The following is a 13,634-nucleotide window of genomic DNA, read 5'->3' on the forward strand; positions in this document are numbered from 1 at the left end:
ATTCTCTCAATTAGCGGCAAACAAATTCTTTTCTTTTAATATCCATTCAACGATTTTTGTAAGACCTTCATAATTACTAACCTTTGGCGCCCAGTCAAGACATTTTTTGGCTTTAGAGATATCTGAGGCGAAATACCACAGATCTCCCAATCTTGCATCATATTTTTCAATTAAAGATTTCTTACCAGTAAGATCATTTATGATCTGAAGACATTCCCCAAGTGAGATCATATTTGACTCACCACCTCCTATATTATACAAACCAGGAGATTGGTGTTGATAAAAAGCATCAAATGCTAATGCCGCATCTTTTGCATACAGTATATCTCGAACTTGCTTATCAGTTCCAAAAATTTTAATAGGAAGACCAATAGCAGTTCTTATTGCAAAATTTGCAACCCACCCATGATCTTCACCTCCAAACTGACGTGGTCCATACATTCCACTTAATCTAAATATTGCAGCTTTTAAGCCATATGTATCAATATAAGTCTGAGAATAAATTTCATCCGCTCTCTTAGAGGCATGAAGTGGAGTCAGACATCCCTGCAATATTGGATAATTCTCATCAATTACAGTAGGAACACGTGTAAATCTTTTATCCCCTTCAACCAGAGAATTATTTATTCCATTCCCATATACATGGATACTAGAACAACACGCTACTGGAATGTCATATTTCCTTGCAGCCTCAAGGACATTAAACGTTCCAAGAACATTTGTATCAAAATCCAACCGGGGATTTTCTATAGATACGGTCATAGCAGGCTGCGCTGCAGTATGAATTATATAATCACATTCTTTTACAGCTTCTTCCAGCTGTTGAGACTTACTAATATCCCCCTTAATCACTGAAACGCCAATTGTTTTGAGATATTGCAGATTATAATTTCTAGCATCATTTACTTTATACCCAGTCCGCAGAAGTTCCTTCTTAGTAAGGTTATCAAAAGAAACAACCTCTTCATGCTGTTCTTTATACATTTCACAGATATGAGAACCTAAAAAACCGCATCCACCGGTTACAAGTATTTTCATTCAAATTTCACTAAAAGTGTTATAATCTTAATTAAAGATAGAGATTTCGAAGTGGAAGATCTGAAAATTACCATAAAAACTACCATTTCCAAAAAGTCATACTACTGAAGATCATTTTTGTATTTAAATTTGGATTCAACTTAAATATTGAATCGGCCTCACATTAAATAAATCATTTAATAAAAGAAAAAACTTTTATTTCATAAAGCGAGAATTTAATGATCTAAGAAATAATCACGTACGAGGTAAAAAATTGCTATTTAATTTAAGAAAATCAGCTCAAGAGATTATTAAAAATATTTCTTTTAACCATTTGATAATATATATTATTACTGTTTCTTCTATTTTGCCAATAATACTGTTATTTCATTTTTTCCCATTTCACCCATATACTGATGTATATGGATTAATTTCTTTAGATATGGCTGGCAATATTCCAATATATGAACGTTCTAATCTGTTCACATATCAGTTGGATTATTATTTTGTTACACTTATGTCACATATTCTAGATTTAAGCTCAATCGAAGGGCTTAGCTCACTTTTAGAAATTATAAGTGTAATTACATTTGCCATATTTATATTTATTGCATGTCTCTTTTTTAAGTTCAATAAAGAATCCATAATTTTTCCAATTTCTTTCAGTGGATTTGGATTTCTACTAATGAACTCATTAATTTTTGTTTGGGGAACATGGCCCAGAATATTATCCGGGTATTTTGCATTATTAGCACTATTACTAGTTACTTTTACGTATACAAAAATCAAAGAAAACAAGATTAATGTATCAAAACTTATTTTTACTGGTTTAGCGTCATATATATTCTTATTTCTTTCAATATTCTCCCATATTACAGGTTTTTTTATATTATCATTGGGCGTTATATTTTTTATTTTTTATATTGTTTGTGAGTATGCTATGATTCACAGACTTAAACAAACTTTACCAAATTTTAATGAAAAAATCATAAAAGAAAATATAAAGAAAGGAATACTTTTTGTATTAGCCCCTTTCTTCCTAATAGTAGTGGCATTAATTGTTACAATTCGAAACCAATTATTTAATGTTGGATACTCTGGATTTAGCTCTTTTGATGATTTATTTTCCACATCGTTTAATGAGATATTTAATAATTTTAACATATTTTTAACTGGAGGATTTTATGGTGACAGTTGCTTAATTCCCAATGGGGCATCTACAATATTTAATACAGATACAAGAATAATATTTTCAATTCTCCCAATAGTAGTTTTGATCATTATTACAGCGCAGTACATTTACAAGAAGAATGCTTTAGGTGATTTTATAAACAAGCCATTTTATTCATTATTTTACTTTTTGTATGCCGGCATAATAATTGAGATATTTGTTTTAAATAATGGTAACTTTATTGGATTATCTATGATTCAAGCCACTTTATTTACGTTAATTACACCAATATCTTACTGTTATATAGTCATTTTAGGACTAACTATAAAAAAGGGCATAATGAAAAAATTGATATACTTATGTCCAATTATTTCGATAGTGATCGCAATTTCTTTTGTTCCTGCATACAGTGAGTCCTCTCATATACCTGAAGCAATCACTAATACAACAAATACTTTGTATATTGATACACAATTTAGTGAAAAACCAATAATAATAACATATATTCCACCAATGTGTTCATTGGGGGCATATAATCTTTCAATACCTTTTTATACTAGGATTATTCCATCATTACTTATACTTAATAATTCATTTAAAAATAATCAAACGTATATTGCCCATGAATGGTCCGTTAAAAAATATCATGCACTACATTTAAAGAATGGATCTTTATTAAAAAATATTAAAATAATACAAATTGATTTCTGCAAATAATTTAACAATTTTAGCTCAAATGATATTTAGAGGATTTCTATAAACCCCTCAAAAAAGAATTATTTAATTCTTAAAGATCGACCTCTGGTTAATGAGCACATTCACTAATTCTGCAATTAAGAATGAAAATGAATATATTGCTGAATTGGGAGACCGCTTAAGTGAAGTAGAGAAGATGATTGACTGGGAACAATTCAATCCTATCATCAAAGAGCTCTATTTAAACAATACAGAGAAGGGAGGTTGTCCTAATCTTGATGAAGTTCCGATGATTAAGATGCTTTGTCATTCAGCAATGGCTCGGACTCTCAGATCCGGAACTTGAAAGACTGGCTAATGACAGGATTTCATTCAGACAATTCATCGATTATACGGAAAAGATCCCTGACAGATCTACCGTCTGGCTCTTTCGTGAAAGATTATCTGAATCAGGAAAAGATTCTCTAATCTGGGATGAATTACAACGACAATTGGATTTGAAAGGTCTGACAATACGAAAAGGAATGATCCAGGATGCAACATTTATTCACTCAAATCCCGGACATAAAAAAGTGAATACACCAAGAGGAAAGGAAGCAAAAACCAAGAGAAGCAAGGATGGTACATGGACAAAGAAAGGAGAAAAATCTCATTTTGGATATAAATTACACGCAATTCTTGGCAGAGATTATGATCTGATTCGAAGAATTTATACGACTACTGCATCCGTTCACGACAGCCAAATTGATCTATCCAGAGAAGGGGAAATTACCGGGACAGGGATACCAAGGAGCGGAATGCAAGGGATTTAACGCAACTATGAAAAGAGGAGCAAGAGGACATCCGATTGATATCAGGGATAAAATCCGTAATAAAAGAATCAGCAGAAAAAGGTCTAAAGGGGAAAGACTGTTTGCTGTGATTAAAACAGTCTTTCGATCCGAATCTGTGAGGGTAACAGAACTGAAAAGAGTATGGGTGAAAAATACGTTCTCAGCATTTTGCTTTAACCGGTATCAGTTGAAGACAGTTAGCAAAAGAGCACTCTAGAGCGATAGCTGTGTAAAATTGAAAGACATACTCAAAGAATAAGAGAAAAACTCAGAAGAAGGAAATCTTTGTATTTATTGAATCATTAAAATTGAGATAATAGTAATTCTCTGAATTTTGTTAGTTTTTTATTTATCACTTCTGAAATACTAATCATTAGGTTTCAAAATTTTTAAAGTCAAATTTCTTAAGATGAATCCTAAAGAAACGGAGAATTCACACAGAAAAATCTAAAACAATTCTCTTAAAATCGATAAATACTGATCAAAAAAGAAGATTACGGCTTTGCAGAAATCCTCTTGTAAAATAGCGACCGAAAGATCGATCGTACAGGAGATCCCTCATTTCACTACTCTCCATAAATTTTTTCCGAGATTTCCACCCGTATTTTTGCTAAAATCTTAACAAAACAATCAGAAAATCGTTGCAGAAAAGGAAAGAAAATCCCAATTACATCAATTGATGCAACCGGGTTTAACTGCGATTATGCGAGTCACTATTATTCAAAGCGAATTGGAAAAAGACTTAAAAGTTTTGTAAAAACATCAATTGCAGTTGATTCAAAGAGTTTGCTGGTCTTGGGATGGAAATTTTCAAAATCTCCGGTGAATGGTAGAAAAAATGCAAAATAATTGATTAATCAGACTCAAAGAGTAACAAAATGCCAATGTTTTACGATGGATAATGGCTTTCTGCCTGTATTTTTACTAAAATTTTAACAAAACAATCAAATTAAAGGAATCAAGATCAAGACAATTCTTCATTATGCTACTTCAAAAAAAGGAAGTAGGTCTTCTACAGGGCGTATAAGGAATTTCCCTTCATTCGTGATTAAATAAAGCCAAAATACCTTCACCATCAATTTTCATATTTTTATGCTGTTTCCACAAATAGAGAGGAGTATATTTTATTTTTTAAATACATAGATACTGTTGACTGAATATCCCCAGATAGTACTTAATAATATTTGGAGAACTTTTGCAATAAACACATTGATTACCAAAAGGTCTATGAAAATAAACAATAGCAGCGTATTTAATATATAAGTACCTATAACTGCCAGAATATACCTTTTAAAAGCAGAAAACCTTTTATTTGCCTTATACCTGAAAGTCCAGTTTTTTTGAAGATAATATGTCGCAAGTGTCCCACATGTAAAAGAAACCAAATTTGAAAAGAGATAATTTGCTGAAAAGAAGTATATTAAAAAAGAATATACTCCAAAATCAATAAGAGCCCCTGTGCCTCCGGAAATACAGTATTTGGTCAATTTTTTTATAATGAATAAAAGATCAAAATCTGATAAAATATCAGACATTTTAATCCTGAGATTATTCATTACCAAGATTCTCCGTTTTTTCGACAATATATAATGGACGTTGTTTTACTTCCTCATAAATACGCCCGACGTATTCACCCATAATCCCTAGCGATAAAAGCTGCACTCCGGAAAGGAAAGTTATTAAGACAATAGTCCAGGTAAGGCCAGGCGTCAGGTCGGCATTTAACACTAACTTTTCAAGAAGTATCCAGAAACCCAGTATAAATGCAAAAAATGCTATAATTCCTCCAAGGAGCGTTGCAAGCTGCAATGGTTTTATCGAAAAACCGACTATTCCGTTGAATGCTATCTTCAGCGATCCTATATACCTGTTGTAATTGGAGACGCCCGACGCCCTTTCATCGCGGTCATACTCAATAGCAGTCTGCTTAAATCCAACAAATGCAACCATTCCACGCAGGAAACCATGCGATTCATGAAGTTTCTTAAGTTCATCAACAACAACTCTGTCCATCAAACGGAAATCTCCGGTATCAGAAGGAATAGCCACATCCGATATCCTGTTTATTATGCGATATCCGTATTTAGTGATAATTCTTTTAGGGAGGGTCTCTCCTTTTCTTGAACTTCTTTTAGCATAGACAACTTTGTAGCCTTCCTTCCATTTTTCCACCATTTTCTCAATAAGTTCAGGTGGGTCCTGAAGGTCTACATCAATTACGACACAGGCATCCCCCTTACAGAAATGAATTCCGGCAAGAGTTGCAGCAGGCTGACCAAACCTCCGGCTGAACCTGATAAGACGGATGTTTTCATTCCTCTTTATCTCATCCATTATCACCTGTTCCGTATTGTCTGGAGAAGGATCAAGACAAAAAATAATCTCATAGGAATGATTAAATTTTTCCATTACTTTCTCTGTTCTTTGAAGAAATGGTTTAATATTGGTTTCTTCTCGATAAACTGGGACGACTATTGAGATCAATTCCGAAATTTGAGACATTCTCTCTAATTATGTTATTCTTAAAATACATTTAAATATTGTTTTAGTATAAACAAATATCCTAGAAATATTCAGAACATAATTCTAACATTTAAGCGCATTACGTAGATAGATCTAAAAACAAATATTTGAGGTTATAATGTGATTGTTGAAATTATTTCATCTATAATAATGTTATTTTTGACATTATTGATAATATTTTTAAGTGGTTTGGCGATATCTTGGATATTAATACCAGAAAAATATAAAAATTCGTACTTCTGGATTCTGATACCATTTTTGGGAATCTCTTGCTCTATATTAATTTTGCAAACCTTTATTTATTTGAATATCCCGTTATCAATATCTGTATTTCCATTTTTCATTTTGATTTTAATTGGAACTTATATTTATTATAAACAAAATAATCCCAAAACACCCAAAATTCCTAAAAAACTATTTATTCTTGCCCTTATTGTGATTCTATCAAATGGTATCGGATATTTTGCCTTGGGTCCATCAAATTATCTGGGATATGGATGGATTGATCAATACAATTACGTTGCTACGTCTCAATTTCTAATAGATAGTCCGTTCAGTACATCTCTTGATCAGGTTGGTGAGATTCCTTATTTAGCAGAGGCAATTATAAAGAAAGATGATCGTATAGGTCAAAGTGTTTTAGAGGGTTATGTTGCAGTTTTATCCTTTCAGAATGCAAAGACAGCATATGGAGCAATTTCCCTATTAAGCCCATTATTAGTTTTTTTTGTTATATGGATTTATTCCAGACGGCTGATAAAAGATGAATGGGCACAATATGGTGCAGCAATATCAGCAGCGTGTATTCCGGGATTTGCATTAATTCACTTGCAGGATTTTTTTTCACAAGCGCTTGCAGTCCCATTTCTTTTAATTTTTCCACTAATTATATATTTCTCATTAAAAGAAAAAGATTGGCATTTTATTGCAATTGGCATTATAATATTTGCAGGGAGTCACTCAATATACTCTGAATTTACACCATTACTTATAATTCTGGCATTTTTCGGCATGATATGGTATATTCTTCAAACAAAAGAGATCCTCTCATCACTTTTGGTTTTTTTTTCAATAGTTCTCGGGGGATTGGTAATTAACGTGGGTTATATATTTAGGAGTTTCTCTGCTCTTACCAGAGGAAATATACCAAATATATTACAGTCAATATTCCCATTTTCTGAAACTGTAGAAGGATTAGGATATTTATGGTTTGGTTATTCGGGACCACTATTGACATATTCTACATTAATTTTTATAGTGAATTTCTCCGCATTACTCCTTTCAATCGTTGCATATACAGGAATTATTAATTTAATGCGAAAACAAAAGGATGTAATAACTATTCTTTTGTTCACAATATCATTATTCCCATTGGTACTTCTTTCTCAAGCAGAACCTTATCCATATCAATTTTACAAAATGCTGATGGCAGTATCTCCATTATTGATGTTTGGTGTTTGGGTGTTATTATCTGGATTTTGGGAAAAGGAAGAAGATGATACAAACACCCAAATAAAAGATTTTCTTCACCCATATATATATAAAATCCCAAAAATCGCTTTGATTTGTTTACTAATATCATCAGTAGTAATTTCTGGATGCCTTGCATCATCCAGCATAACTGGTGGGTATAGAAGTGCAGTAGAAACAGACAATACAAAAGAAATGATTGAACTCTACAATTATTTAGAAAATACTCAAGATCAAGATATTATTTTATCTATATCTCATCCATATCCTTTGGCTTGGGCAGCTTATCACGGAAGAAATGATCGAATTTTTTTTATAAATAGTGTAATGGGAGATGTTCCTCTTGAAAAAGTGTATTCTAAAAAGTTTCCATTTAATAACATTTCACTATTTCCAGAAAATGCAACAAAAATAACATTCGGAGGAGAATACCCTCAAATGTCTCCAAAAAAAACAAAAGAAAACTTAATTGCTTTCATCGAAAATCCTCAAGGAATGGAGGGAACAGAAGGATCTGAATTTAATTGGCTTGGAAAAGAAATGGAAATATATCTATACTGGCAAGGTAGTAAAGAACAAAATATTAATTTGTCATATTTATCCATTCCAGGCATTGGTTACCCTGAAACCAACAAAAGAATTGTAAATATTTCAGTTGTTGAAGGAAAATCCCAAACAGAAAAAACAATTGAAACAGATGGAACAGAAACAGTATCAATTCCACTGATTATTCAACCAGGATTAAATGTTATAAAATTTAAAACGAGATATCCTGAAAATGCCAGTGTAATAATTCCAGAAGACCCAAGGGATTTTTTAGTGCATATCTCACAAATGAAAATTACTGGAGAAAACTAAAAACTACCAATACCTAATTTAAACAACTCAAATGCCCCTATGAACCCTTTTTCATATCTCATCCTTGTGCAGTAAAATCAGCTCCTCACTCTAAAATGACATTTTCAACACCTTGAATGCTATATTTATTATTAATCAGGGATCTGAATTATAATTCCATATAAAAAAATAGATTAATCATTTTTATACACAGATTCATAGATTTGAAGAGTTTTTCTTGCAGTTTTCTCCCACGAAAATTTTTTTGCATTCCTAAAACCATTTTGCCTGAGGTCTTCCTTCAGGCTTTCATCGTCAACTGTTTTAATCAAGAGTTCTCTCAACTGATTTTCATCATGAGGATCAAAATAAAGGGCTGCATTGCCGCCAACCTCAGTCATTGAAGAAGTGTTTGATGTTATAACAGGTGCCCCGCAGGCCATAGCCTCAAGTATAGGAAGACCAAACCCTTCATATAAAGAAGGATAGACAAAAACATCAGCTGCAGAGTATAAACCCGGAAGGTCGTCTTCATCAACGTATCCTATACGGCGAATATCTGAAGATTTATTTAATTCTATAATATCATCTATTTCTGAATTCAGCCACCCCTTTCCGCCTGCAATAACAAGCAAATGCCTTTTTTTTGTCGATTCAGGAAGACTGACATATGCCTTTACTAAAGTGATAAGATTTTTTCTTGGTTCATATGAACCTACGAAAAGAATAAAGCCTTTACTCAGTTTATATTTGTCAATTATTTTTTTCTGTTCATCCTGGCAGGAAGGTGAAAATATATCTTTTGCTGCAAGATAAGTAACTTTAATTTTATCAGGGTCTGCATCAAAGTACTTCACAAGTTCATTTTTACCGTGATTTGAAATAGTAATAATACAGTCGGCATTATTTACTGCATCAATAGTACCTTTAAGGCAGTGCTGCCTGTTTTCTTCGGTATGGCATTCAGGCAGTGCCTGAAAACTTACATCATAAATAGTCACTATAAGTTTTCCGTAATGATCTCTTGGAGTGCAAAATGTCGTCGAATGGAGGATATCAACATTACCGATTATATTTTTTCTTAAAAATTCAAAGTGCCACAAATAATCAATTATTTTTTTAGGCATTCTCTTAAGACGGATATGGAAATTTTTTTGCTTTGGAGCTTCAGCCGTTTTAAAATCCTGATGATAAATATAGTAAAAAAACGGATATAAAATATATTTATTTTTTTTATCGATTTTTGCAAGAGCATCCACAAGATTTGACGTGTAATACCCGACACCTGCCTTTTCCCCTACAGTAAGACTTATATCAATGCCAATCTTCATTTTTATTTTCCTGGATTTAATTAACAAAATAATGGAAAAAAGAATCGATATACCATTTTTTCCATCTCTGAAATTCTGAAAACGGAATTTTGTGATTGTACTGCAAAAATTTGAACGCTGACATTGTCGTCATACCAATCATAAAAAAAATATTTTTCAGCTTTGTATCACGTGAAACAAAATTATCCATGTAAATATGCGCATATGCATAAACCCACGTTGAAGGGACATTACCCTTTCCAAAATGGTTTTTCATAACTTCAAGAACTTCTGCATGCGCTTCAAGCCTCTTGGACATCGTCTTGGTTTCCTGGTAAAACCTGGAATTTGCCAGATATTCAGGCAGGTAATCAAAACCTCCATACTCTTCCGCCACTCTTATCCAGTAATCATAATCCATGCAGAACTGAAGTTTGTCATCAAACAAACCTACAGTCTCAATGACTTCACGTTTCCAGAATGTCGTAGGCTGGCAGATATAACAGGTTTCAGCGAGACGATTAAAATCAAAAGGCTCGGTGGGATATCTTTCGATGACCTCGCCTTCAGCGGTTATATGATAACCTTCCCCGTATAACAGCTTTGCGTCAGGATTTTCCCTGAAATAATTCACAGCACGGCTGACAGCACCGGGAAGATAGGTATCGTCCGAATTGAGATAAGCAAGAATTTCACCCTTTGCCATGCGTAGACCCTTATTTATGGCATCTGTCTGACCATTGTCCTTTTCCGAAAACCAGACAATACGCCCGTTGTATTTTTTCAGGACCTCAAGAGTCTCATCGGTAGAACCACCGTCCATAACAATATATTCAATATTTGGATAATCCTGATTTAAAACGCTGAGAATGGTCTCTTCAATAAATTTTCCCTGGTTATATGAAGGGGTAACTACAGTGACCAGCGGCATTTCCTGGGATTTCATTCAGATTACTTCCATGTTAACAAAATCAGTTGGGTTTTCATTATTTTCAGACATTTTAAGTGATTCCAAAACCAGGGAAAGTTTGCGTTCATCTTCCCCGATACCTAGTTTTTTGGGAGAATATGATTTTTTTGAAATAATTTCAACGCTGCATTCTCCACTTTTTTCACAAATATCAGGTATTTCAAACCCAAAAGTATACTTTCCTATCTCCGGGATACCTATATTATATGTTTTTTTTCCATTAAGAATTACTTTTATTTTCATCGGATAATTTACCGGAAGTTCCCCCCGAAGATTTATCCACAAATGACGGTAATTTTTTGCACCGCAATAAATAAACTTTACTTTGGAAAACCAACCGTCAGAATAAAGTCCATAAAATCTATGAGAATCATTCTTACAGCATTTATCTGAACGCGAGTCGTGACTACAAACAGATCTGAAAAGATCCAAGTGCATCTCAGCAACTTTTTCATAAGAATACAGCTTTGCCCTCTCTTTCCCTTTTAAAATCAGTTCATCACGCAGAGAACTATCTGATATAACTTTATGCATAGCCACGCATATATCCTGGGGGTCTTTTGGATCAAACAAATAAGCAGCATCACCTGCAATTTCCGGAATACTTGTAGTGTTTGAGGCAATTACCGGGCATTCCGATGCCATCGCTTCAATTACCGGAATTCCAAATCCCTCAAAAAGAGAGGGAAATACAAGAGCCTTTGCGCATGCATACAATCCCGGCATATCCTCCTTATCAACATAGTCAAGAACATGAACGCAATCCGTGAGTCTGTGTTCAGATATAAAATTCTGGATACTCCTGTTAACTCCAAAACCACTGCCTGTAAATATTAAATTTAAAGAGTCTGAATACCTTTTCCTATATTCTTTAAACGCTTCCAAAAGCATTAGATGGTTCTTGTGCTCCCAGGCATTTGCCGGGTACAAAAGGAAATTTTCAGGGAGATTATACTTTTTTGAAACTAAACCTGCATTTTCAGAGGATTTCCCAAAATTATCTCCTGCTGCAAGATAAATAACTACAATCTTTTCCGGATCTATACCAAGTTTTTCTATAAAACTTTCTTTTGAAAATTCAGATATTGTAACAATTTTGGAAGCCTGCTCGCAAGAAGGCAGTATATATCCTTTTCTTAGGGCCAGCTCCTCCTTGGAAAAGTATTCAGGAAAATATTCATGCTGAAGGTCTGGAATCGTAACAATTCCGGGAATACTAAGTGGACGAGGATCAAGGCTTAAAAATGGGCAAAACCACAGATCAAAATCATATTTTCTAATAATTTCGACTAAAGGGTCTTCAGACCTCTGATCGGCAGAACCAAAGATTTTTAATTTTGAACAAACACTACTCAAAATTCTGTAACTGCCGTGAACCGGAATATTATGACAATTCTTTGCAGTATATTTTAAAGAATTTTCATTATAAGGTGCCGTAATAAGGTAATACTGATTAAAATTATCAATTAAAAACAGATGTTCAAGAAGATTCCGAAGATAAACCTCCATTCCTCCATTTTTTCCGGGTCTTAAAGGCAATAAATTGATTCCGATTTTCATTTAATCTCTCGCTAAATGCTTTTCTGCAATAACTGCATAATCTCCGTATTTCCATTGCCCACCATTGTCTTCAGTACATGGTTTGCCTGAACTGGTTTCAGCAGAAATATATTTAACTAAAATTTCTTTAAATCCAGATGATTGACACATGAAATAAACAAATTCCGGAAATAACGGTTTTTGGTGAGACGGATCTAAAAAGAAAAATCTGAATGCCGAAAGGTTATAAGGATTGACTGTTTCAACAACAAAAATTCCCCCGTCTTTCAATTTATTATAAGCCAGCCTAAAAAACTCGTGCAACTTTTCAAAAGGAAGATGCTCTACAACCTGCGCAGAAAAAATCCCATCCAAAGAATCGTCAGGTATTGAATTAAGATAATCAAATATATCACTATGAATTACATTAAGACCCTTATTGCGGCATACTTGAATCATATCCTCATTATTATCAACACCGGTCACAAAAATGCCTTCAGCACTCAGTAATTCTAAAAATTCTCCCCTACCTGATCCGAGGTCCAGGACTTTATTTTTACCTTTAAAATAATCTACATACCAGCTTTGCCTTTGTTTTATAAGCTCCTCAGAACCCCTGAATAAGTTCTCAAAATCCAAATAATTAAATCTATCTGCTTTGGGGGAGAACCTGTTAAATAATTCAGATGATAATTGAGGTTTCAAATAGCAATCAACTTCATTAATTTTCCTGAGAGAATTACTAATCTCAGTATCAATTTTCCTAAATTGATCACACGTATTTTTCAGGTCGGACTTTTGGGCAATACCAATATTCTGAATATAGTTATTTAAATACTCATGACTTTTTATTAAACTATTAATCTGGGTATCAATTGTCTTAAACTGGTTATAAATATTATTCAGATCAGATTGTTGAACATTAACAACATTTTGAAGTTGATTATTCAAATCTTCATGACTTTTTATTAAACTATTAATCTGGGTATCAATTGTCTTAAACTGATCATTAATATTGTCCTGAACCATCTCAATTATTCGAATGAGATGCTCATTAAAAATCGTCTGTCTTTTTACAAATAGATTTAATTTACTGCGATGATGAAATAAATCAGATAAACAAGACCAATACGACTTTTTTCTGCAACCTGGTTTTAATATATAGTCGGGTGACTGGACATCACAATTATCTTTGAGATACTCAATATTATTCCGAATACCTGAATCCCAAATATCATTTAATTCAGGGTTTTTTTGATCACCCATAT

Annotated in this window: 9 protein-coding genes and 1 pseudogene; 3 read left to right on the forward strand and 7 right to left on the reverse strand. The window is 33.2% G+C overall.

Annotation, left to right across the window (positions count from 1 at the left end; genetic code table 11):
• Positions 1-6: 6 nt before the first annotated feature.
• Positions 7-1,038, reverse strand: a complete 1,032-nt coding sequence (locus tag J2128_RS11800; RefSeq protein WP_209691626.1) for an NAD-dependent epimerase/dehydratase family protein — start codon at positions 1,036-1,038, stop codon at positions 7-9.
• A gap of 253 nt (positions 1,039-1,291) precedes the next feature.
• Here J2128_RS11800 and J2128_RS11805 point away from each other — a divergent pair, with 253 nt between their 5' ends.
• Both J2128_RS11805 and J2128_RS11810 read left to right on the forward strand, forming a co-directional pair.
• The gene (locus J2128_RS11805) at positions 1,292-2,905 is read left to right on the forward strand and encodes a hypothetical protein (RefSeq protein WP_209691627.1); all 1,614 of its coding nucleotides are present in this window, start codon (positions 1,292-1,294) and stop codon (positions 2,903-2,905) included.
• A gap of 91 nt (positions 2,906-2,996) precedes the next feature.
• Positions 2,997-3,934: pseudogene (locus tag J2128_RS11810) on the forward strand (IS5 family transposase).
• 907 nt (positions 3,935-4,841) lie between these two features.
• Here the strand turns inward: J2128_RS11810 and J2128_RS11815 are convergent.
• Together J2128_RS11815 and J2128_RS11820 are read right to left on the reverse strand one after the other, a co-directional pair.
• Positions 4,842-5,273 (reverse strand): GtrA family protein, encoded by a 432-nt coding sequence (locus J2128_RS11815; RefSeq protein WP_209691628.1) that lies wholly within the window; start codon positions 5,271-5,273, stop codon positions 4,842-4,844.
• Positions 5,266-6,219, reverse strand: coding sequence for a glycosyltransferase family 2 protein (locus J2128_RS11820; RefSeq protein ID WP_209691629.1), 954 nt, complete (start codon positions 6,217-6,219; stop codon positions 5,266-5,268). Before J2128_RS11820 ends, J2128_RS11815 begins: the two co-directional genes overlap by 8 nt.
• A gap of 141 nt (positions 6,220-6,360) precedes the next feature.
• On the opposite strand from J2128_RS11820, the gene J2128_RS11825 reads away from it, so the two are divergent.
• Positions 6,361-8,568, forward strand: coding sequence for a hypothetical protein (locus J2128_RS11825; protein ID WP_209691630.1), 2,208 nt, complete (start codon positions 6,361-6,363; stop codon positions 8,566-8,568).
• Between the two features lie 173 nt (positions 8,569-8,741).
• On the opposite strand, the gene J2128_RS11830 is transcribed toward J2128_RS11825, so the two are convergent.
• The 4 genes from J2128_RS11830 to J2128_RS11845 all read right to left on the reverse strand — a co-directional run bounded on the left by J2128_RS11830 (position 8,742) and on the right by J2128_RS11845 (position 13,632).
• Positions 8,742-9,806 carry a glycosyltransferase family 1 protein gene (locus J2128_RS11830; protein ID WP_209691631.1) on the reverse strand — a complete coding sequence of 355 codons (1,065 nt, stop codon included), beginning with the start codon at positions 9,804-9,806 and terminating at the stop codon, positions 8,742-8,744.
• 88 nt (positions 9,807-9,894) lie between these two features.
• A complete protein-coding gene (locus J2128_RS11835; protein ID WP_209691632.1) occupies positions 9,895-10,803 on the reverse strand; it encodes a glycosyltransferase family 2 protein in 909 nt (302 codons plus the stop codon).
• Positions 10,804-12,387, reverse strand: a complete 1,584-nt coding sequence (locus J2128_RS11840; RefSeq protein ID WP_209691633.1) for a glycosyltransferase family 1 protein — start codon at positions 12,385-12,387, stop codon at positions 10,804-10,806.
• Positions 12,388-13,632: a bifunctional 2-polyprenyl-6-hydroxyphenol methylase/3-demethylubiquinol 3-O-methyltransferase UbiG gene (locus tag J2128_RS11845; RefSeq protein WP_209691634.1), complete on the reverse strand. Its 1,245-nt coding sequence runs from the start codon at positions 13,630-13,632 to the stop codon at positions 12,388-12,390. It lies immediately after the preceding gene.
• Positions 13,633-13,634: the final 2 nt, after the last annotated feature.

This window comes from Methanomicrobium sp. W14 (assembly GCF_017875315.1).
Taxonomy (GTDB): Archaea; Halobacteriota; Methanomicrobia; order Methanomicrobiales; family Methanomicrobiaceae; genus Methanomicrobium.